This is a genomic window from Rahnella aceris (assembly GCF_011684115.1).
GTDB classification, from domain to species: domain Bacteria; phylum Pseudomonadota; class Gammaproteobacteria; order Enterobacterales; family Enterobacteriaceae; genus Rahnella; species Rahnella aceris.
Genome location: NZ_JAADJV010000001.1, coordinates 1,929,156 through 1,951,397, shown reverse-complemented (window position 1 = coordinate 1,951,397; position 22,242 = coordinate 1,929,156). Strand labels below are relative to the sequence as shown.

The following is a 22,242-nucleotide window of genomic DNA, read 5'->3' as shown; positions in this document are numbered from 1 at the left end:
CCTTTGTTTAACAAAACAATAATAATAATAGACGAAAAATATATTCAGGTGTTGGAAGAAGATGTATATGCTACATCTCGTCCCAGTCGCGAGAGAGATAACGTGAAACCAAACATTCTTTATTTGATGGCCGCGCTATTGCTGGCGGGTTGCGCTAAAGAAACACCGGTTCAGACGACGCGTTTTTTGAATCCATCGCCGCCACCTCAGCGCGATACTTCATTAATGCATCCAGGGCCTTATGGTGATGTTATTCACCAGGCGGCAAATACCTATGGCGTCGACGAAACACTTGTTAAAGCAATCATTCAGGTCGAATCTGGATATAACCCAACCGTTGTCAGCAAATCGAATGCGATTGGGTTAATGCAGCTAAAGGCCTCAACGGCAGGACGCGATGCCTACCGGATGAAAGGACGTTACGGTCAGCCCACGCCGCGTGATTTAAAAGATCCGGCGGTGAACATTGACCTGGGTACGGCTTATTTAAGTATTTTACAACAGCAGCTTGCGGGTATTAATAACCCTGAAACTCGCCGTTACGCCACCACACTGGCATATGTGAACGGAGCAGGGGCGTTGTTGAGAACGTTCGACAAAGATAAGACGTATGCGATTGCGAAAATCAATCTGATGACGCCTGCTGAGTTTTCTGCTCATGTGCAGAAAAAACACCCGGCGCCACAAGCACCACGTTATCTGTGGAAAGTGAACAATGCCTACCTCGCGATGCGGTAAGCATTGATGTTCCCGCCAGCGGCTCAGGCTGCTGGCGGGAAGGTTTTAATAATCTCAAGAACCCCGTTGATAACGAACTGAACGCCCATACACACCAGCAAGAATCCCATCAGACGTGAAATAGCCTCAATCCCGCTTTTCCCGACCAGACGCATAATCGCCCCCGAACTGCGCAGAGATATCCACAAAATCAAACCCACTAAAAAGAAAATCATCACCGGAGCAACGGTAATAATCCAGTGCGGGAAATCAGATGATTTCACCGTTGAAGCACTGCTGATGATCATGGCAATGGTGCCCGGCCCGGCGGTACTTGGCATCGCCAGAGGAACAAAAGCGATATTTGGCGAATCCTGTTTCTTCATTTCCGCCGTTTTGTTCTCGATAAGGATCCTTTCTTCCACGTGTGGCTGTGGGAAAAGCATTCTGAAACCGATAAAGGTGACGATAAGTCCCCCCGCAATACGCAGGCCGGGAATGGAAATCCCGAACGTATTCATCACCAACTGTCCCGCGTAATACGCCACCATCATGATGATAAAGACATAGACCGAGGCCATCAGCGACTGCTGGTTTCTTTCCTGTGTGGTCATATTCCCGGAAAGACCGAGCATCAAAGCCACGGTCGTCAGTGGATTTGCCAGCGGAAGCAGTACCATCAGGCCCAATCCCAGTACTTCAAATAACTGCCTGACTTCTGTCATATCCTTCCCTTTTTTAAATGCTGCTCTGGTTACCTTAACGTGTCAGGGGGGATTACACGAAAAATATCCGCGTTTAGCAACACAGGTTGCTGGAAATTCGCACTTTACGAATGCTAAACTTATGGACTGTTTTCGCGTCGCATCCCGATACAATTACGTGATGTATTCAGGGTGCCTATATTTGGCAAGGTAAAGCTAAATAGCGTGAATAACTACGTGAATTTAAACTCAAATATTTTTCTAGATGTGCTCTGTCGTGTGGGGCACCACTGTAGATTAAGGAATTAGCATGCCTGTCATTACTCTTCCTGATGGAAGCCAGCGCGTTTTTGATCGCCCCGTTTCTCCCCTTGATGTTGCCCTTGATATCGGCCCTGGCCTGGCGAAAGCCTGTATCGCTGGTCGTGTTAACGGCGAACTGGTTGATGCAACCGACCTGATTGAGGTTGACGCGCAACTGGCGATCATCACCGCTAAAGACGAAGCCGGTCTTGAAATTTTGCGCCACTCCTGTGCGCACCTTTTGGGTCATGCCATTAAACAACTGTGGCCAGACACCAAAATGGCAATCGGCCCGGTTATCGATAATGGCTTCTATTACGACGTCGATTTAGATCGTACGCTGACTCAGGAAGATATCGAACTGCTTGAAAAGCGCATGCACGAACTGGCTGAAAAGAATTACGACGTCATTAAAAAGAAAGTCAGCTGGCAGGAAGCGCGCGATACCTTTGCAAGCCGTGGCGAAGAATACAAAGTGGCGATTCTGGATGAAAACATCAGTCATGATGACCATCCGGGTCTGTATCACCACGAAGAATATGTGGATATGTGCCGTGGTCCACACGTACCGAACATGCGTTTCTGCCATCATTTCAAACTGCAGAAAACCTCCGGTGCTTACTGGCGTGGTAACAGCGATAACAAAATGTTGCAACGTATCTACGGCACTGCGTGGGCGGATAAAAAGCAACTGAATGCTTACATTCAGCGTCTGGAAGAAGCCGGTAAACGTGATCACCGTAAAATTGGTAAGCAACTTGACCTGTACCATATGCAGGAAGAAGCACCAGGTATGGTGTTCTGGCACAACGACGGCTGGACCATTTTCCGTGAGCTGGAAGCCTTTGTACGCATGAAACTGAAGTCTTATGACTATCAGGAAGTAAAAGGTCCGTTCATGATGGACCGCGTGCTGTGGGAAAAAACCGGTCACTGGGAAAACTACAAAGAAGCGATGTTCACGACCTCTTCTGAAAACCGTGAATATTGCATCAAGCCAATGAACTGTCCGGGACACGTTCAGATCTTCAATCAGGGTCTGAAATCTTACCGTGATCTGCCATTGCGTATGGCTGAGTTTGGCAGTTGCCACCGTAATGAGCCATCTGGTGCATTACACGGTCTGATGCGCGTTCGTGGCTTCACTCAGGACGATGCTCACATCTTCTGTACAGAAGAGCAGGTGCGTGATGAAGTGAACAGCTGTATCCGCATGGTGTATGACATGTACAGCACGTTTGGCTTCGAAAAAATCGTGGTGAAACTGTCCACCCGTCCTGAGAAGCGCATTGGTACTGACGAAATGTGGACTCGTGCTGAGGATGACCTGGCGGCTGCGCTGACGGAAAACGACATTCCGTTCGAATATCAGCCGGGTGAAGGGGCGTTCTACGGTCCAAAAATTGAATTTACCTTGCATGATTGTTTGGATCGTGCGTGGCAGTGTGGTACCGTGCAGCTCGACTTTTCATTACCTGGTCGTTTGAACGCCTCTTATATTGGCGAAAGTAACGACCGTCAGGTTCCGGTAATGATTCACCGTGCTATCCTGGGTTCAATGGAACGCTTCATTGGTATTCTGACTGAAGAATACGCGGGCTTCTTCCCAACCTGGATGGCTCCGGTTCAGGTAGTGATTATGAATATCACTGATTCACAAGCTACCTATGTCGAAGAATTAACTAAAAAACTGCAAGATGCAGGCATTCGCGTTAAAGCCGACTTGAGAAATGAGAAGATTGGCTTTAAAATCCGCGAACACACGCTACGCCGTGTTCCTTATATGTTAGTTTGTGGCGATAAAGAGGTCGAAGCAGGCAAAGTTGCTGTTCGTACCCGCCGCGGCAAAGACTTAGGAAGCATGGATGTTAGCGAAGTCGTTGACAAACTGCTGGCGGAAATCCGCAGCAGAAGTCTTCATCAACTGGAGGAATAAAGTATTAAAGGCGGAAAACGAGTTCAACCGGCGCGTCCTAATCGCATTAACAAAGAGATTCGCGCGCAAGAAGTTCGCCTCACCGGCGTCGATGGCGAGCAGATTGGTATTGTCAGTCTGAATGAAGCTCTTGAAAAAGCTGAGGAAGCGGGCGTCGATTTAGTAGAAATCAGTCCGAATGCCGAGCCGCCAGTTTGTCGAATCATGGATTACGGCAAATTCCTCTACGAGAAGAGCAAGTCGACCAAAGAGCAGAAAAAGAAACAAAAAGTTATTCAGGTTAAGGAAATCAAATTCCGACCTGGTACCGATGATGGCGACTATCAGGTCAAACTACGCAACCTGATTCGCTTTCTGGAAGATGGCGATAAAGCCAAAATCACCCTGCGTTTCCGTGGGCGTGAAATGGCGCACCAACAGATCGGTATGGAAGTGCTTAACCGCGTCCGTAAAGACCTGTGTGAAGATTCTGAACTGGCCGTTGTCGAATCCTTCCCTACGAAGATCGAAGGTCGTCAGATGATCATGGTGCTCGCACCTAAGAAGAAACAGTAAGGCTTCCAAGTAATCCTGCTACGCGGTGTTCGCACCGCGTATTCTGGATTCGCCTTTCTGATTCATGTTAATAACAATGCGAAGTGGAATTTAAAATGCCAAAGATCAAAACAGTACGCGGCGCCGCTAAACGCTTCAAAAAAACCGCCAATGGTGGTTTTAAGCGTAAGCACGCAAACCTGCGTCATATTCTGACCAAAAAAGCTACTAAGCGTAAACGTCACTTGCGTCCAAAAGGCCTGGTATCCAAGAACGATTTGGGTCTGGTCTCTGCATGTCTGCCGTACGCATAAATACACTTTTTTTCATCTAGAATATAAAACTCAGGAGAGCATATGGCTCGCGTAAAACGTGGTGTGATTGCACGTGCACGTCACAAGAAAATCTTAAAACAGGCGAAAGGCTACTACGGTGCCCGTTCTCGCGTATATCGTGTTGCATTTCAGGCTGTTATCAAAGCTGGTCAATACGCTTACCGTGACCGTCGTCAAAAGAAACGTCAGTTCCGTCAGCTGTGGATCGCGCGTATCAACGCAGCAGCTCGTCAGAACGACATGTCTTACAGCAAATTCATTAACGGCTTGAAAAAAGCTTCTATTGAAATTGACCGTAAGATCTTGGCTGACATCGCAGTATTCGACAAAGTGGCATTCTCTGCACTGGTCGAAAAAGCGAAAGCAGCTCTGGCGTAAGTCAGGTGAAAGAGGGAGCTTGCTCCCTCTTTTATATTTTGTGTTTAAAAACATTCTGTTTCGTTGTTTAATACCCACAGTTTCGTTTCAATTACGGCACAAGATTTACAACCGACAAGGTAACGCAAGCATGCATGCTGCTATTTTCCGTTTCTTTTTTTACTTTAGCGCCTGACTTTGGAAGGCTTTCGCGCGTAAGAGAAGAAACGAAAAGTAGCGCCTAAGCCTCCCTCGTGGAGGCTTTTTTGTATCTGTGCTTTATACGCTAAGGTTCAGGGTCAAAATCGCGCCCCTGATTAATCACGGTTATTTTACATCGGGCCATATTGGCCAGAAGAAGAGGAAAGCAATGCCACATCTCGCAGAGCTGGTTGCCAATGCCAAGGCAGCCGTAGAGAGTGCTCAGGATATCGCCGCGCTGGATAATGTGCGTGTCGAATATCTGGGTAAGAAAGGCCACCTGACACTCCAGATGACAACCCTCCGTGAATTACCTGCGGAAGAACGCCCGGCTGCGGGCGCGGTCATCAATGAAGCGAAAGCGCAGGTTCAGGAAGCCCTGAACGCGCGTAAAAATATGCTGGAGTCCGCTGAACTGAATGCCCGCCTGGCAGAGGAAACGATTGACGTTTCCCTGCCTGGCCGTCGCATCGAAAACGGTGGTCTGCACCCGGTGACCCGTACTATCGACCGCATTGAAACCTTCTTTGGTGAATTAGGCTTTACCGTGGAAACCGGCCCTGAAATCGAAGATGACTATCACAACTTTGATGCCCTGAACATTCCGGGTCATCACCCGGCACGTGCCGATCACGATACTTTCTGGTTTGATGCCAAGCGCCTGCTGCGTACGCAAACTTCCGGTGTTCAGATCCGCACCATGAAAGACCAGCAGCCGCCAATTCGTATTATCGCGCCGGGCCGCGTCTATCGTAACGATTACGATCAGACTCACACCCCGATGTTCCATCAGATGGAAGGCCTGATCGTTGATAAAGACATCAGCTTCTCCAACCTGAAAGGCACACTGCACGATTTCCTGAACAACTTCTTTGAAGCTGATTTGCAGATCCGTTTCCGTCCTTCCTATTTCCCGTTCACAGAACCTTCCGCAGAAGTGGATGTAATGGGCAAAAATGGCAAATGGCTGGAAGTGCTGGGTTGCGGCATGGTGCATCCGAATGTCCTGCGCAATGTGGGCATCGACCCTGAAGTGTATTCCGGTTTTGCCTTCGGAATGGGGATGGAACGTCTGACTATGTTGCGTTATGGCGTGACTGATCTGCGTGCATTCTTCGAAAACGATCTGCGTTTCCTCAAACAGTTTAAGTAAGGCGGGAATATCACATGAAATTCAGTGAACTCTGGTTGCGTGAGTGGGTAAACCCAGCCATTAGCAGCGAAGCATTATCAGACCAAATTACTATGGCCGGCCTGGAGGTTGATGGCGTTGAGCCGGTTGCAGGCGCATTTAATGGCGTGGTTGTCGGTGAAGTTGTCGAATGCGGTCAGCATCCAAACGCAGACAAACTGCGTGTGACTAAAGTCAATGTGGGCGGCGATCGTCTGCTGGACATCGTTTGTGGCGCGCCAAACTGTCGTCAGGGCCTGAAAGTTGCAGTTGCAACGGTGGGCGCCGTATTGCCGGGTGATTTCAAAATCAAAGCTGCCAAATTGCGTGGCGAGCCTTCAGAAGGCATGCTGTGTTCGTTCTCTGAGCTGGGTATTTCAGAGGATCACGACGGTATTATTGAACTGCCACTTGATGCGCCAGTCGGTACAGATATCCGTGAATTCCTGAAACTCGATGACACCACGATTGAAATCAGCGTAACGCCAAACCGTGCTGATTGCCTGGGTATCCTCGGCGTGGCGCGTGATGTTGCTGTCATCAACCAGTTGCCACTGGTTGAGCCGGAAATGAACCCGGTGAAAGCAACGATTGATGCCACCATCCCCATTGATGTGCAGGCGCCACAAGCGTGTCCGCGCTATCTGGGCCGTGTCGTTAAAGGCATCAACGTTAAAGCACCTACACCATTGTGGATGCGTGAAAAACTGCGTCGCTGTGGCACCCGTTCTATCGACGCCGTGGTCGATATCACGAACTACGTGTTACTCGAACTCGGTCAGCCAATGCATGCGTTTGATCTGAATCGCATCAGTGGTGGCATCGTCGTGCGCATGGCGCAGAAAAACGAAGCATTAACGTTGCTCGATGGCACAGAGGCGAAACTGGCGGAAGATACGCTGGTCATCGCAGACCATGAGAAAGCCCTGGCAATGGCCGGTATCTTTGGTGGCGAACATTCCGGTGTGAACGACGAGACGCAGGACGTCCTGCTGGAATCTGCATTCTTTGCTCCGCTCTCAATTACTGGCCGTGCACGCCGTCAGGGTCTGCACACGGATGCTTCTCATCGCTATGAACGTGGTGTGGATCCTGAGCTGCAGTTCAAAGCTATCGAACGGGCTACTGCGTTGTTGCTGAGCATTTGTGGTGGTGAAGCCGGTCCGGTCATTGAAGCGACCTCCGACGTTGATTTGCCGAAAGCGGCAACCATCACCTTGCGTCGTGAAAAACTGGATCGCCTGATCGGGCATCATGTTGAAGATGCTCAGGTGACTGACATCCTGACCCGTCTGGGGTGTAAGGTTCAGCATAATGGCGACCACTGGGTAGCTGTGGCGCCAAGCTGGCGTTTCGATATGCAAATCGAAGAAGACCTGGTGGAAGAAGTCGCGCGTGTCTACGGCTACAACAACATTCCTGATGTGCCGGTTAAAGCCAGTCTGGTGATGACCAAACACCGTGAAGCGAACCTTTCACTGAAACGTGTGAAAAATCTGCTGGTTGATCGTGGTTTCCAGGAAGCGATCACTTACAGTTTTGTCGATCCAAAAGTGCAGGCTCTGCTGCATCCCGGCGAAGAAGCGCTGATTTTACCCAGCCCGATCTCGGTTGAAATGTCTGCAATGCGTCTTTCCCTGTGGTCTGGCCTGCTGACTGCTGTAGTAAATAACCAGAATCGTCAGCAAAGTCGCGTACGTTTATTTGAAAGCGGCCTGCGCTTTGTACCTGATACGCAAGCCGATTTGGGTATCCGTCAGGATGTCATGCTGTCTGGTGTGATCTCCGGCACTAAAAATGAAGAGCATTGGGATCTGGCGCGTCAGGCAGTTGACTACTACGATTTGAAAGGTGATCTTGAGGCTATTCTTGAGCTTACCGGCAAAATGAACGATGTACAGTTCAAGGTGGAAGCGAATCCTGCGTTGCATCCTGGGCAGAGCGCAGCAATTTATTTACGCGGCGAACGTATTGGTTTCATTGGTGTAGTACACCCTGAGCTGGAACGTAAACTCGATCTTAATGGTCGTACCGTGGTCTTCGAAATGTTGTGGAATAAGGTCGCAGACCGCGTGCTGCCTGATGCGAAAGAGATTTCTCGCTTCCCGGCGAACCGTCGTGACATCGCTGTGGTAGTGGCCGAAAACGTGCCCGCAGACGATATTTTGGCAGAGTGCAAGAAAGTTGGCGCAAATCAGGTAGTTGGCGTAAACTTGTTTGATGTGTACCGTGGCAAGGGCGTAGCTGAAGGTTACAAGAGCCTGGCTATCAGTCTGGTGTTGCAGGATACCGGCCGTACACTGGAAGAAGAGGAGATCGCCGCTACCGTTGCAAAATGTGTAGAGGCTCTAAAACAGCGATTCCAAGCATCCTTGAGGGATTGAACCTATGGCGCTTACTAAAGCTGAAATGTCAGAACACCTGTTTGAAAAGCTCGGGCTGAGCAAACGGGATGCCAAAGACCTTGTTGAAATATTTTTCGAAGAAGTACGTCGTGCTTTGGAAAATGGCGAGCAAGTTAAACTGTCTGGCTTTGGCAATTTTGATTTGCGTGACAAAAACCAACGTCCGGGACGTAACCCGAAAACCGGCGAAGATATTCCGATCACGGCGCGTCGTGTGGTGACTTTCCGTCCGGGACAGAAATTGAAAAGTCGTGTAGAGAATGCCACGCCGAAAGAATAAGTGAAAACATCAAAAAGGCCGCGAAAGCGGCCTTTTTTTTATCTGATTTTTAAGAGTGCAGTGTCATCGGAAACAATAGGTTTTAACGCTTTTAAGTAATTAGCACAGAAAGTGAAAAGATAGCGTTAAAGGGGTAGGCGGTTCAGGATTAGTCTGATAGATTAAATTTCAAGGCCTGAAAAGAACTTTTGTTTATTATTTATCCGGATGCCATTCAAATAAAACGGGGCCGAAGCCCCTATGGTAAGTCACTCATTATGTTCAGTTAATAATATGTACATATTAATATCTGAATAAAAGGCACCGGACAAATTAACCGGGAACGGGAGAATGGAATTATAAAAGGTGACTAGTGGTTATAGAACATACGAGGTCCACCCGGACCGCCGCCACCGTGCCCACCGCCGCCATGACCGCCACCACCAGGACCCCAAAATGGTGGGAATAAACAGCCACTGAGGCTGACGACAACCAGAGCAATGCTCAGCAGAGCGAAAATACGACGCATAAAATACATCCTTCGTTTGAATAAACAGGTCGATTATAAATAGAATGCAGACAGGTTGTTGTCAGGCTTGCGTTAAGATTTGTTAGTGTCTTAATAGGAATTGAATAGATAACACACACCGTCTTGTTGAATTATTTCAACCAGGACATGTTTGTGTTTTTATTGTAAGGTCAGAGCAAGTTATCCGAAAATACGCTTATTTCTTATATTTTCTTCAATACCTGACTGATATAAAAATCACGTCATAAAAAATAAAGAAGGCGTAACTAACGTGAAAAAATCTCTCTTATTGCTTTGTTGTGCACTGGCTTTGCCTGTGATCGCGCAGGCAAATGTTTCTATTGACCTCAACGTACCTGGCGTATCACTTCACCTCGGGGATCAGGATCAGCGCGGTTACTATTGGGATGGCTATGACTGGCGTCCACCGCAGTGGTGGCATGATCATCAGGGCCATCATTACGGTGAGCGTAATGAACATGGCATGTACTGGCACGGTAATCGCTGGGACGCTAAACCACCGCAACGTAACCATGATAAGCCGGGGCGTAATCAGCCAGGACCGCAGCCCCATAACCCGGGCCGTCCAAACGGTAATGATCATCATGATAATAATGGTCATCAGGGGAACGGCCAGCCGATCCCGCCGAATGGTTATCAGGGACACTGATTTTCCCTGTAAATGCCCAACGTGTCCGAAGCCGGTGCTCAGTCACCGGCTTTTTCAATTTCTATTTATGGTATTCAGCCGTTCTTCGCTAGAGCTAACTGCCTAATATCGGTAGGATAGTCACTTCCCGTGAGCCCCAGGAATTAGCCATTCATGCCTATCCCGCAGACCTTTTCTGCCTTTGAACAGCAACAGAAATACCGTGACCGCCGCTGGTTATACGGGCTGGGTATGTTCTTGTTGTTGATATGGGTGTTCAGTCTGAGTGCGGGTGAACGCTGGCTGTGGCCGGATCAATGGCTCAGCACTGAGGCGCGTCTGTTCGTGTGGCAATTACGGTTTCCGCGCGCTGTCGCTGTCATTTTGGTGGGCGCAAGTCTCGCTGTCTCCGGGGCAGTGATGCAGTCGTTGTTCGAAAATCCTCTTGCCGAGCCCGGTTTACTCGGTGTTGCCAATGGTGCCTGCGTCGCGCTGGTTTTATGTGTCATGTTAAGCCACGGCCTGTTGCCTGTTTGGATCATGAGTCTGGCAGCCATCGCGGGCGCTCTGATTGTCACTTTCTTTCTGCTATATATTGCCCGTAAACGCCTTTTGACGAATGCCCGTATGCTTCTTGTCGGGATTGCTATTGGGATTGTCTGCAGTGCTTTAATGACCTGGGCGATTTATTTCAGCAACAATCTCGATTTACGGCAGTTGATGTACTGGATGATGGGCGGATTTGGCGGTGTTGACTGGAATCAGCTCTGGCTGGGATTAATGTTGCTGCCTGTTTTACTGTGGCTGGTCTTACAGGGGAATGCACTCAATCTATTGTCTCTCGGGACGCAGCAGGCGAGGCAACTCGGCATATCGCTGAACACCTGGCGTTATATTCTGGTGCTTGCCGTCGGCTGGATGGTCGGGTTGAGCGTCGCCTTATCGGGCGTCATCGGTTTTATCGGGCTGATCATCCCGCATATTCTCAGGCTTTGCGGGATCACCGATCAGCGCCGTTTGCTGCCCGCCTGTGCGCTTTGCGGCGCTTCAGTTTTACTGTTAGCGGATGTGCTGGCGCGAATTGGTTTATCTGCGGCGGAATTACCGATTGGTGTGGTGACTGCCACGCTGGGTGCACCGGTATTCATCTGGTTGCTGACCAGAACCGGACAAATCCGCTGATGCTTTTCGGTGTGTCGGCTATGCTGTTCACTGAAACCCTTCCCCTAACCTACAAATATCAGGACGAAAACGATGAGTAATGAAATTTATAATATCTCCCTGAAAACTATCGATGGCGAAACCACGACGCTCGGTGCTTATAAAGGTTCTGTATTGCTGGTCGTGAATGTGGCATCACAATGTGGCCTGACCAAGCAATATGAGGGGCTGGAAAATATCTACCAGGCCTGGCACGATCGTGGTTTTGAAGTGCTGGGCTTCCCGTGCAATGAATTCGGCGCACAGGAACCGGGCACTGAAGATGAGATCAAAACCTTCTGCACCACCCATTTTGGCGTGAAATTCCCGATGTTTAGCAAAATTAACGTCAACGGAGACAACCGTCATCCGCTGTATTCAGCGCTGATTGCAGCCTGCCCGACAGCCGTCAAACCGGAAGACAGCGCGTTCTACGAACGTCTGGCCAGCAAAGGTCGTCAACCTCTTAAGCCCGATGATATCTTGTGGAATTTTGAGAAATTCCTGATTGGTCGTGACGGCACCGTGGTTCAGCGTTTTGCACCCGATATGACACCGGAAGATCCGATCCTTATGGAAACCATCAAAGCCGCACTGGCGAAATAATTTGCGTGTGAATACACCAATGCTGGAATGTCGTGAGATAACCGTTGCGGGGCGGCTTAGCGCATTTAGCGCGCAGATTGTGCCGGGCTGTCGGATCCATATTATCGGCCCGAATGGCGCCGGGAAAAGCACTTTACTGACCCGTCTGGCGGGTATGTCGGCAGGGGGAGGCGAGGTTATTCTCGACGGACAACCGCTTGCCGACGTTCCCGGACCCAGGCTGGCACGTCTTCGCGCCTGGTTATGCCAGCAACTGACCCCGGCATCCCTGATGCCGGTATTTCAATATTTGTCTCTTCATCAGCCGCGAGAAGTGGATCCTGCTGTTCTTGAGCGCACGGTTTCATGTTTATGTGATGCTTTACATCTCAGCGATAAACTTGGCCGGCCGGTCACGCATTTATCCGGCGGGGAATGGCAGCGGGTGAGGCTGGCGGCTGCTTTATTGCAAGTGTGGCCGACGGTGAATCCTGATAGTCAGCTTTTATTCCTTGATGAGCCGATGAACAGCCTGGATGTTGCCCAGCAGCAGGCGCTGGATCAGTTACTTGCGGAGTTTTGCGCGGCAGGACGTTCCGTGGTGTTAAGCGATCATGATCTCAACCATACCCTCCATTACGCACATCAGATCTGGCTTATGTCGCAGGGTCAGGTGATGGCGGCGGGAAAATGTGCTGATGTCATGCAGCCTGAAATACTTTCAGACGTGTACAAAGTGGCATTTCAGATACACGAACTGGCAGGCAGGCAATGGATAATGGCGACCTGAGCTTAATGCATAGCGGTTTAATTATATTATTATTGGGGTTTACGCTTTACCCCAATTCTTATTTGTTCATAAAAAACGCAGAAGATGCATTGTTTTAATAAAGTTCATTTTTTTCATAAAAACATAATTTAATGTAATTGATTGTTATTAAATGATTTTTATTTTTTCCTGCTATTTAATTTTTGTTTATTTACTTTCTGTTTAGCTTCGCGTGACTGGTAAATCCTTAAGGTTAAATTAAGATTAAACCGACATCATAAGATCCATAATTTCATGACGGCGTTTACTTACTGTTAAATAAATGCGGTCTACAGTCGGTATCGGTAATTACCTTTTTGGGATAGCGTAATGGAAAACTTTTTGCCTTTTTCCCGTCCGTCTATGGGCGAAGAAGAAATAGCTGCAGTGGGGCAGGTTTTACGTTCTGGCTGGATCACCACAGGGCCACAGACTCATCAGCTTGAACAGGATTTTTCTGCCACTTTCGGTTGTAAGCATGCTATCGCAGTCAGTTCTGCGACCGGCGGCATGCATGTCACCCTGATGGCGCTCGGCATCGGACCGGGCGATGAAGTGATCACGCCTTCACAGACCTGGGTTTCAACCATCAACATGATTGTCCTGCTCGGCGCAGAACCGGTGATGATTGATGTTGATCCTGACACGTTGATGGTCAGTGCCGACGCGGTTGCTGCGGCTATCACGCCAAAAACCAAAGCGATTATCCCGGTGCATTACGCCGGCGCGCCTTTAGACCTTGACCCGATTTATGCTGTTGCTAATGAACACGGTATTCCGGTCGTGGAGGATGCTGCGCACGCGGCAGGCACAAAATACCGTGAACGCTGGATTGGCGCACAGGGGACAGCAATTTTCTCGTTCCACGCGATCAAAAATATGACCTGCGCAGAAGGCGGTCTGATTGCCACCGACGATGATGCTCTGGCTGAAAAAGTACGTGCATTGAAATTCCATGGTCTGGCGGTTGATGCATTTGATCGTCAGGTGCTGGGGCGTAAACCGCAGGCTGAAGTGGTTGAGCCAGGCTTTAAATACAATCTCTCCGACATTCATGCTTCTGTGGCTGTCGTGCAGCTTAAACGTCTTGCACAAATGAATGCCCGCCGTGCGGAGCTGGCACAGCGTTATCTGGATAAATTACAGGGCTCACCTTATCTGCCAATGGCTGTACCGGCTTACCCGCACCTTCATGCGTGGCACTTATTCATGATCCGTGTGGATGAAGCGCGTTGTGGTATCAGCCGTGACGCACTGATGGAACGTCTGAAAGAGCAGGGGATCGGAACGGGTTTACATTTCCGTGCAGCTCACACCCAAAAATATTACCGCGAACGTTATCCGCATCTGAGCCTGCCAAACAGTGAATGGAATTCGGCTCGTTTATGCAGTTTGCCGCTGTTCCCTGATATGCAGGACAGCGATGTGGACCGCGTTGTCGCGGCTCTTTTTTCCCTTCTGGAGGCGCAGTAGTGGCGCAATACGAACCAATCCGTAAAGTCTCGGTGGTTATCCCGGTCTACAACGAAGAAGAAAGCCTGCCTGCGTTGCTTTCCCGCACGCAGGCCGCTTGTCAGCAATTAACCCAGCAATACGAAATCATTCTGGTGGATGACGGCAGTTCTGACAGCTCCGGCGACATGCTCGCTGCCGCTGCAGAACAACCGAACAGCCATGTTATTGCCGTTTTGCTCAACCGCAATTACGGCCAGCATTCCGCCATTATGGCCGGTTTTAGCCATGTGACCGGTGATCTGGTCATTACGCTTGATGCTGACCTGCAAAATCCACCGGAAGAAATCCCGCGCCTGGTCGCCACTGCTGATGAAGGCTATGACGTTGTCGGCACCGTACGTGCAAATCGTCGCGATTCCTGGTTCCGTAAAACGGCATCAAAGATGATCAACATGATGATCCAACGTGCCACCGGTAAATCGATGGGTGACTACGGCTGTATGCTACGGGCTTATCGCCGTCACATTATCGAAGCTATGCTGCATTGCCATGAGCGCAGTACCTTTATTCCTATTCTGGCCAACACATTCGCGCGCAGAACCATAGAAATTCCGGTTCAGCATTCTGAGCGTGAGTTTGGTGATTCCAAATACAGTCTGATGAAACTGATTAACCTGATGTATGACCTGATCACTTGTCTGACGACAACACCGCTGAGAATGCTCAGTGTTGTTGGCAGTGTGATTGCCATCTTCGGTTTCCTGCTGGCGGTATTCCTCATTTTAATGCGCCTGATCAACGGCCCTGAGTGGTCTGCGGAAGGCGTATTCACGCTATTTGCATTGTTATTTATGTTTATCGGTGCGCAGTTTGTCGGTATGGGATTACTCGGTGAATACATCGGGCGGATCTACAACGATGTTCGTGCGCGTCCCCGTTATTTTGTTCAAAAAGTCGTCGGCGTTCGTTCCGAAGACCACAGTCAGGAAGAAGAGTAATGAAAGCGATTGTATTTGCCTATCATGATATTGGTTGTGTTGGTTTACAGGCTCTGGTTGACGCGGGTTATGATGTTCAGGCAGTTTTCACCCACACTGATTCCCCGAATGAAAACCAGTTCTTTTCTTCCGTTGCCCGTCAGGGCGCTGAGCTGAACCTGCCCGTTTATGCACCGGAAGATGTTAACCATCCATTGTGGGTTGACCGCATCCGTGCTTTACAGCCCGATATCATCTTCTCTTTCTACTACCGTAATATGCTGAGCGAAGAGATTTTATCTCTGGCGCCGCAGGGTGGCTTCAATCTGCACGGTTCATTGCTGCCGCGTTACCGTGGTCGTGCACCGGTTAACTGGGCGCTGCTCAATGGTGAAACCGAAACGGGTGTCACTTTGCATAAAATGGTCAAACGACCGGATGCAGGTGATATCGTCGGTCAGCGCAAAGTGGCGATCACTGGCGATGACACGGCGCTGAAACTTCATGCCAAAGTGCGTGAGGCAGCGAAAGCATTACTGACAGATCTGTTGCCGGAAATGAAAGCGGGTAACATCACACTGACGGCGCAAGACGAATCTCAGGCCAGTTACTTTGGTCGCCGTACCGCCGCTGACGGTGAAATTCACTGGCACAAATCGGCCACTGAAATTAATAACCTGATCCGCGCGGTGACTGAACCCTATCCCGGCGCATTCTCTTATCTCGGCCAACGTAAGCTGACTATCTGGCGCGCACGTCCGCTGGCAACTCAGCACGACAAACAACCGGGCACCGTGCTTTCTTCTGATCCGCTGACCATCGCCTGTGGCGAAGGCGCGCTGGAAATTCTGGCAGGGCAGAGTGAAAACGGCCTGTATGTACAGGGTTCCCGTCTGGCACTGGAACTGGGCATTATGCCGGATATGCGTGTCGCAACGTTGCCCACGGCGGTGATGAAACGCCGTACCCGTGTTTTAATCCTCGGCGTGAATGGTTTTATCGGTAACCACCTGAGTGAGCGTTTGCTTCGCGAAGACCGCTATGAAATTTATGGCCTGGATATCAGCTCTGACGCGATCAGCCGCTTTATGGGTAATCCGCATTTCCACTTCGTGGAAGGCGATATCAGCATCCATTCAGAGTGGATCGAATATCACATCAAAAAATGCGACGTCGTTCTGCCGCTGGTGGCGATTGCAACGCCAATCGAATACACCCGTAATCCGCTGCGCGTATTCGAACTGGATTTCGAAGAAAACCTGAAAATTGTCCGCGATTGCGTTAAATACAAAAAACGCATTATCTTCCCGTCAACGTCTGAAGTTTACGGCATGTGTGATGATAAGGAATTCGACGAAGATCATTCCCGTCTGATTGTCGGCCCGATCAACAAACAGCGCTGGATTTACTCTGTTTCCAAGCAACTGCTGGACCGCGTGATCTGGGCTTATGGCGCGAAAGAAGGCCTGAAGTTCACCCTGTTCCGTCCGTTCAACTGGATGGGACCACGTCTGGATAACCTGGATGCTGCGCGTATCGGCAGTTCCCGTGCGATCACCCAACTGATTCTTAATCTGGTTGAAGGATCACCGATCAAACTGGTGGATGGCGGCGAGCAAAAGCGTTGCTTCACTGATATCAACGACGGTATTGAAGCGTTGTTCCGGATCATCGAGAACCGCGACAACTTATGTGATGGCCAGATTATTAACATCGGTAACCCGACTAACGAAGCGAGCATTCGTGAACTGGCAGAAATGCTGCTGAGCAGTTTTGAATCACATCCGTTGCGCGCGCAGTTCCCGCCGTTCGCTGGTTTCAATCTGGTGGAAAGCAGCACGTATTACGGAAAAGGCTATCAGGACGTGGAGCACCGTACGCCGAGCATCAAAAATGCCCGTCGTCTGCTTAACTGGAAACCGGAAATCGGCATGGATAAAACCGTTGCTGAAACCCTGGATTTCTTCCTGCGTTCAGTAAATCCTGACGCTGGCAAAGCCTGAAACGGTGCCCGTCATGAAGAAAGTGGGTCTGCGCATTGATGTGGATACCTGGAGTGGCACCCGCGAGGGTGTCCCTCAGCTTCTGCAAACTCTTGCAAATCATAAAATTACTGCCAGTTTCTTCTTCAGCGTTGGCCCGGATAATATGGGGCGTCATTTATGGCGCCTGCTTAAACCGCGCTTCCTGTGGAAAATGCTGCGCTCTAATGCGGCGTCTCTTTACGGCTGGGATATCTTACTGGCAGGCACCGCGTGGCCGGGTAAACTTATCGCGCGTGATCTCGGTTATCTGATGAAAGAAACTGCAAAACGCGGGCATGAAGTCGGGCTGCACGCCTGGGATCATCAGGGCTGGCAGGCAAAAGTCGGGAAATGGTCCGAGAAACAGCTGGAAGCACAAATCCGCCTGGGGCTGGATGCGCTCGAAAAAAGTTTGGGCCATGATGTCGAATGTTCGGCTGTCGCAGGCTGGCGTGCCGATGAGCGGGTTATCGAAGTCAAAGAACGTTTCCACTTTTACTACAACAGTGATTGCCGCGGAACGCGACCTTTCCTGCCGGTACTGGAAAACGGAACACTGGGCACTGTGCAGATTCCCGTGACGTTACCCACTTATGACGAAGTGGCTGGCGGCGAGATTAACGCCGATAACTTCAACGACTTTATTCTTGATGCTATTGCGAAAGATCATGGTGTACCGGTTTATACCATTCATGCCGAAGTGGAAGGCATGTCACTGGCTAAACAGTTCGATGAATTGTTAACCCGTGCGTCTGCGCAGGGGATCCAGTTTTGCGCGCTGGGTGAGTTGCTGCCGCAAGATCTCAGTACATTGCCAAGAGGCAAAGTGGTTCGCGCCAGTTTCCCGGGTCGGGAAGGCTGGTTAGGCTGTCAGCAAGAAGGTTTTTCCTGATGTCGAAAACAATTAAAGGCTTGTGGGGCACGCTGATTTTGGTGTTCTTTGCCCTGGTTTACCTTGTTCCTCTTAACACCCGTCTCTTATGGCAACCCGATGAAACCCGTTATGCAGAAATCAGCCGCGAAATGCTTCAGCGCGGCGACTGGGTTGTGCCACATCTTCTCGGGTTACGCTATTTTGAGAAACCCGTCGCGGGTTACTGGTTTAACAATATCAGCCAGATGATTTTTGGCGACAGCAACTTTGCCGTGCGTTTTGGATCGGTATTCAGCACGGCGCTTAGCGCGATTTTAGTATTCTGGCTGGCGCATCTTATGTGGCGCAACCGCCAGACGGCTTACACTGCGGCATTGATTTATCTGTCCATGACGTTGGTTTTCGGCATCGGGACTTACAGTGTGATGGATCCGATGATCACGCTGTGGATGACGGCCGCAATGGTCGCAAGCTATTTCTGCCTGCGGGTATCGCGTACACCGCAAAAAGCCCTGAGCTGGATTGCACTCGGGCTGGCCTGTGGTATGGGTTTTATGACCAAAGGCTTTCTGGCGCTGGCGTTACCGGTTATTGCGGTTCTGCCGATTATCTGGCGCGAAAAGCGTTTCAAAACCCTGCTTGGCTGGGGGCCCCTGGCGATTGTGAGTGCGGCGGTACTGAGCCTGCCGTGGGTGCTGGCGATAGCACACCGGGAGCCGGACTTCTGGAACTACTTCTTCTGGGTTGAGCATATTCAGCGTTTTGCTGAGGCTGATGCTCAGCACAAGGCACCTTTCTGGTATTACCTGCCGGTGCTGTTTCTGGGGGCGCTGCCATGGCTCGGGTTGTTACCGGGTGCTCTGCGGGCGGGCTGGACACAACGCGTCGTGCGTCCGGAATTGTTCTTCCTGCTGAGCTGGGCAATCATGCCGCTGATTTTCTTTAGCATTGCTAAAGGTAAATTGCCGACTTACATTTTGCCGTGCTTTGCGCCGCTTGCCCTGCTGATGGTGGATTATTTAGATAAGATCCTTGAGTCAGGAAAATTACGTGCACTGAAAGCCAATGGGACCCTCAACATCGTGTTTGGTGTGTTGCTGGCCGTGGCAGTTCTGTTGATCTCCGGCATATTACCTTTCCACATCAAAGCCGTGTTCAGTCGTTCTGAGTTGCCGCATGCCCTGATCGGTATTCTGTGTTTTGCCGTGTGGGCGCTGGCTGGCGCAGTGTCGCTGACGGATTTGAAAAAGCGCTGGTATTGGTCTGCCCTTTGCCCGCTGGTGCTGGCATTGCTGGCCGGACAGGCTATTCCGAAAAAAGTGATGGATTCCAAACAGCCACAGCCCTTTTTGACGCAAAATATGGCGTTGCTGAAAGACAGTCGTTATGTGCTGACAGATAACGTCGGTGTGGCAACCGCAGTTGCGTGGACACTCAAGCGCAGCGATATTCTGATGTTTGATGAAAAGGGTGAGCTGCAATACGGTTTGAGCTATCCGGATGCCAAAGACAATTTTGTCGATGCGGCACATTTCTCACAGTGGCTGCAACAAGCGCGTCAGGCAGGAAATGTCTCTCTGATCCTCAGACTTGACCGTAATGCTGCGGTGAAATCCTCTCTGCCTCCTGCGGATCAAACGGTGCGGATCGACCGTCAGGCACTGTTATTCTACAAAAAACTGCCATGACCGGTTTCCTTCTGGTTCTTGTCGTCAGCGTTGTCACCTGTGCCGGTCAGCTTTGTCAGAAGCAGGCCGCACAGGTTGCTGCGCATGGCATGGCGAGGGTTTTACGCTGGCTCGGGCTGGCGATATTGTTGCTCGGTATCGCCATGCTGTTATGGTTACGTGTATTGCAATTATTGCCGCTGAGCCTGGCTTATCCGATGCTCAGCCTGAATTTCGTCTTGATCACGCTGTGTGCCCGCTGGTTCTTCGGTGAAGTTGTCGATGGCCGCCACTGGTGCGGCGTCGCACTGATCATGTGTGGTATTGCACTAATGAGTGTCAGCTTATGAAAGGATACCTGTGGAGTGCGGGAAGTGTTTTGCTGGTAACGGCGGCACAATTACTGATGAAATGGGGCATAGTGCAGATCCCGTTGTTTTCACTGGCCGCTATAGATACTCCCTTTATTGTTAGCCATTTACATGCCCTGATTGCCGTTTTTATGGGGCTGTGTGGCTATATATTATCGATGGGATGCTGGTTCTTTGCCTTGCGTTACCTGCCACTCAACCGGGCGTATACCTTACTGAGTCTGAGTTATGCGCTGGTGTATATTGCCGCAGTAACGCTGCCCTGGTTCAATGAAAGCATCAGCTTAAGTAAAACAATTGGCGGGTTGCTTATCCTGTCAGGTGTCTGGCTTATCCACAGTAAACCGGTAAAAAAATCCCATTGAATGATTTTTATGACGATAAAAAACATCATTAAACATTGGATGACGGATAAAATAGCGCTAAATTCTATTAGTTCTTAGATAACGGCGACTTATCCGGCGCGCGTAAACCTTCGCGTCTGGTCAGGCCGTGATGCTATTCGAGAAGGAATGCACTATGCGCTGCTCATCCGTATCCATGTATTCCCTGCTGGCCGTTGCCGCATTAATTCTTAACGGTTGCAGCAGCCACGCTCCGCCGCCAAGCGGCAGGTTTGCCGATTCTATTACTGTCGTGGCCGAGCTTAACGACCAGCTCAGCCAATGGCACGGTGCCCCGTATCGTTACGGCGGATTACAACCGAGCGGCGTTGACTGTTCTGGTTTTGTCTTCCGCACTTACCGCGATCGGTTTGGCGTCGTGCTGCCGAGAACGACCGCCGACCAGACCAAAATTGGCACCAAAGTGCCACGTGATGAATTGTTGCCCGGCGACTTAGTCTTCTTCAAAACCGGCAGCGGTGAAAATGGTTTGCATGTCGGTATTTATGATACTGCCGATCAGTTTATTCATGCCTCGACCAGCCAGGGCGTGACCCGTTCTTCACTCGACAACGTTTACTGGCGAAAAGTGTACTGGCAGGCGCGCCGTATCTGACACGGTGCCCAATCGCATTCCCCCTGATTTCACTGCGTATTTCATCCTGTTTTTTGCTGTTATTATCAAAGCAGACTCATTCAGGATGAATATGCAATGAAACCTCTCAGACTATTACTTTCCGATTCTTACGATCCCTGGTTCAATCTGGCCGTAGAAGATTGTATTTTCCGCGAGATGACCACGCAGCGTGTGTTATTCCTCTGGCGAAATTCCGAAACCGTGGTTATCGGGCAGGCGCAGAATCCGTGGAAAGAATGCAATACCCGCAGAATGGAAGAAGACGGCATTCGTCTGGCGCGGCGCAGCAGTGGCGGCGGGGCGGTTTTTCACGATCTCGGGAATACCTGTTTCACCTTCATGGCGGGCAAACCGGAATACGATAAAAGCGTTTCAACCGGCATTATTCTCAACGCACTAAAAACGCTGGGTATCGATGCTATTGCCTCGGGTCGTAACGATCTGGTGGTACAGACGCCGGAAGGCGAGCGGAAAATTTCCGGTTCCGCCTATCGTGAAACAGCCGACCGCGGCTTCCATCACGGCACGTTACTGCTTAATGCCGATCTCAGCCGTCTCGCCAACTATCTCAATCCGGACGTCAAAAAGTTGCAGGCAAAAGGGATCACTTCGGTGCGTTCGAGGGTCGCGAATCTCAATGAGTTTGTGCCGGATATCAATCATGAGCAAATTTGCCAGGCCGTGATTGCGGCATTTTTCGACTGGTATGGTGGGAATGTAAAACCTGAAATCATCTCTCCGGAGGTGTTTCCTGACATTCCGGGATTCCCCGAAAGATTTGCTAAACAAAGCAGCTGGGAATGGAATTTCGGCAAAGCACCGGCCTTCAGCCATTTACTGAACGAACGGTTTATCTGGGGCGGGGTGGATATTCACTTTGATGTGGAGAAGGGCAACATCAGCCGTGCGCAGATTTTCACCGACAGCCTTAATCCCGCACCGTTACAGAGATTAGCCGCGGAGCTGGCAGGCACGCGCTATCACGCGCAGGACGTCGGGGAAGCCTGCCAGCGCATCATTATCCGATATCCGGCGATGCAGGCTGAACTCACTGAACTGCAAAACTGGCTGGTGCGTTGTATCCAGTAAAGTTGAGAATGCCGGAGGTCGGTGATGATGACGAATAACCTCCGGTTTATTATTACCTTAGCAAAATTACTC

The 22,242-nt window shown here is 50.2% G+C and carries 23 protein-coding genes and 1 other annotated feature; of the genes, 22 read left to right on the top strand and 1 reads right to left on the bottom strand.

Going from position 1 to position 22,242, the window contains the following annotated elements; genetic code table 11:
- Window positions 1-102 precede the first annotated feature (102 nt).
- On the top strand, window positions 103-738 hold the full coding sequence (locus GW591_RS08820) for a transglycosylase SLT domain-containing protein (protein WP_013576139.1): 636 nt from the start codon (window positions 103-105) through the stop codon (window positions 736-738).
- A 23-nt stretch (window positions 739-761) separates the two neighbouring features.
- On the opposite strand, the gene GW591_RS08815 is transcribed toward GW591_RS08820, so the two are convergent.
- Window positions 762-1,442, bottom strand: coding sequence for a MarC family NAAT transporter (locus GW591_RS08815; protein ID WP_013576138.1), 681 nt, complete (start codon window positions 1,440-1,442; stop codon window positions 762-764).
- Window positions 1,443-1,731: 289 nt separating this feature from the next.
- Here GW591_RS08815 and thrS point away from each other — a divergent pair, with 289 nt between their 5' ends.
- The 21 genes from thrS to GW591_RS08710 all read left to right on the top strand — a co-directional run bounded on the left by thrS (window position 1,732) and on the right by GW591_RS08710 (window position 22,170).
- Window positions 1,732-3,660, top strand: a complete 1,929-nt coding sequence (gene thrS / locus GW591_RS08810) for a threonine--tRNA ligase (protein ID WP_013576137.1) — start codon at window positions 1,732-1,734, stop codon at window positions 3,658-3,660.
- A gap of 3 nt (window positions 3,661-3,663) precedes the next feature.
- Window positions 3,664-4,215: a translation initiation factor IF-3 gene (gene infC, locus GW591_RS08805; protein ID WP_013576136.1), complete on the top strand. Its 552-nt coding sequence runs from the start codon at window positions 3,664-3,666 to the stop codon at window positions 4,213-4,215.
- Window positions 4,216-4,310: 95 nt separating this feature from the next.
- Window positions 4,311-4,508, top strand: coding sequence for a 50S ribosomal protein L35 (gene rpmI, locus GW591_RS08800; protein ID WP_013576135.1), 198 nt, complete (start codon window positions 4,311-4,313; stop codon window positions 4,506-4,508).
- 42 nt (window positions 4,509-4,550) lie between these two features.
- Window positions 4,551-4,907, top strand: coding sequence for a 50S ribosomal protein L20 (gene rplT, locus GW591_RS08795; protein ID WP_013576134.1), 357 nt, complete (start codon window positions 4,551-4,553; stop codon window positions 4,905-4,907).
- A gap of 125 nt (window positions 4,908-5,032) precedes the next feature.
- Window positions 5,033-5,157, top strand: a sequence feature (Phe leader region).
- Complete coding sequence (gene pheM / locus GW591_RS24095; RefSeq protein ID WP_121626058.1) at window positions 5,038-5,082, top strand: pheST operon leader peptide PheM; 45 nt, start codon at window positions 5,038-5,040, stop codon at window positions 5,080-5,082. It overlaps the preceding feature by 45 nt.
- Before the next feature lie 99 nt (window positions 5,158-5,256).
- Entirely contained in the window at window positions 5,257-6,240 is a 984-nt protein-coding gene (pheS, locus tag GW591_RS08785; RefSeq protein WP_013576133.1) for a phenylalanine--tRNA ligase subunit alpha, read from the top strand.
- 14 nt (window positions 6,241-6,254) lie between these two features.
- Window positions 6,255-8,642, top strand: a complete 2,388-nt coding sequence (pheT, locus tag GW591_RS08780) for a phenylalanine--tRNA ligase subunit beta (RefSeq protein ID WP_013576132.1) — start codon at window positions 6,255-6,257, stop codon at window positions 8,640-8,642.
- Between the two features lie 4 nt (window positions 8,643-8,646).
- Window positions 8,647-8,943: an integration host factor subunit alpha gene (gene ihfA, locus GW591_RS08775; RefSeq protein WP_004089944.1), complete on the top strand. Its 297-nt coding sequence runs from the start codon at window positions 8,647-8,649 to the stop codon at window positions 8,941-8,943.
- Window positions 8,944-9,722: 779 nt separating this feature from the next.
- On the top strand, window positions 9,723-10,121 hold the full coding sequence (locus GW591_RS08770) for a DUF2502 domain-containing protein (protein ID WP_013576130.1): 399 nt from the start codon (window positions 9,723-9,725) through the stop codon (window positions 10,119-10,121).
- A 153-nt stretch (window positions 10,122-10,274) separates the two neighbouring features.
- Window positions 10,275-11,282, top strand: coding sequence for a vitamin B12 ABC transporter permease BtuC (gene btuC, locus GW591_RS08765; RefSeq protein WP_037035293.1), 1,008 nt, complete (start codon window positions 10,275-10,277; stop codon window positions 11,280-11,282).
- 72 nt (window positions 11,283-11,354) lie between these two features.
- Window positions 11,355-11,906, top strand: coding sequence for a glutathione peroxidase (locus GW591_RS08760; protein ID WP_112197121.1), 552 nt, complete (start codon window positions 11,355-11,357; stop codon window positions 11,904-11,906).
- Window positions 11,907-11,925: 19 nt separating this feature from the next.
- A complete protein-coding gene (btuD, locus tag GW591_RS08755; RefSeq protein WP_013576127.1) occupies window positions 11,926-12,675 on the top strand; it encodes a vitamin B12 ABC transporter ATP-binding protein BtuD in 750 nt (249 codons plus the stop codon).
- Window positions 12,676-13,023: 348 nt separating this feature from the next.
- Window positions 13,024-14,166 (top strand): UDP-4-amino-4-deoxy-L-arabinose aminotransferase, encoded by a 1,143-nt coding sequence (arnB, locus tag GW591_RS08750; protein ID WP_013576125.1) that lies wholly within the window; start codon window positions 13,024-13,026, stop codon window positions 14,164-14,166.
- Window positions 14,166-15,146 carry an undecaprenyl-phosphate 4-deoxy-4-formamido-L-arabinose transferase gene (gene arnC, locus GW591_RS08745; protein ID WP_112197122.1) on the top strand — a complete coding sequence of 327 codons (981 nt, stop codon included), beginning with the start codon at window positions 14,166-14,168 and terminating at the stop codon, window positions 15,144-15,146. The genes arnB and arnC overlap by 1 nt, the downstream gene beginning before the upstream one ends.
- Entirely contained in the window at window positions 15,146-17,128 is a 1,983-nt protein-coding gene (gene arnA, locus GW591_RS08740; protein ID WP_112197123.1) for a bifunctional UDP-4-amino-4-deoxy-L-arabinose formyltransferase/UDP-glucuronic acid oxidase ArnA, read from the top strand. Before arnC ends, arnA begins: the two co-directional genes overlap by 1 nt.
- Window positions 17,129-17,141: 13 nt before the next feature.
- Window positions 17,142-18,041, top strand: coding sequence for a 4-deoxy-4-formamido-L-arabinose-phosphoundecaprenol deformylase (gene arnD / locus GW591_RS08735; protein ID WP_013576122.1), 900 nt, complete (start codon window positions 17,142-17,144; stop codon window positions 18,039-18,041).
- Window positions 18,041-19,711 (top strand): lipid IV(A) 4-amino-4-deoxy-L-arabinosyltransferase, encoded by a 1,671-nt coding sequence (gene arnT, locus GW591_RS08730; protein ID WP_166860481.1) that lies wholly within the window; start codon window positions 18,041-18,043, stop codon window positions 19,709-19,711. The genes arnD and arnT overlap by 1 nt, the downstream gene beginning before the upstream one ends.
- Complete coding sequence (gene arnE, locus GW591_RS08725) at window positions 19,708-20,040, top strand: 4-amino-4-deoxy-L-arabinose-phosphoundecaprenol flippase subunit ArnE (RefSeq protein ID WP_013576120.1); 333 nt, start codon at window positions 19,708-19,710, stop codon at window positions 20,038-20,040. Before arnT ends, arnE begins: the two co-directional genes overlap by 4 nt.
- Window positions 20,037-20,426, top strand: coding sequence for a 4-amino-4-deoxy-L-arabinose-phosphoundecaprenol flippase subunit ArnF (gene arnF, locus GW591_RS08720; RefSeq protein ID WP_013576119.1), 390 nt, complete (start codon window positions 20,037-20,039; stop codon window positions 20,424-20,426). The genes arnE and arnF overlap by 4 nt, the downstream gene beginning before the upstream one ends.
- Window positions 20,427-20,580: 154 nt before the next feature.
- On the top strand, window positions 20,581-21,060 hold the full coding sequence (locus GW591_RS08715) for an NlpC/P60 family protein (protein ID WP_013576118.1): 480 nt from the start codon (window positions 20,581-20,583) through the stop codon (window positions 21,058-21,060).
- 96 nt (window positions 21,061-21,156) lie between these two features.
- A complete protein-coding gene (locus GW591_RS08710; RefSeq protein ID WP_013576117.1) occupies window positions 21,157-22,170 on the top strand; it encodes a lipoate--protein ligase A in 1,014 nt (337 codons plus the stop codon).
- The last annotated feature ends 72 nt before the right edge of the window (window positions 22,171-22,242 follow it).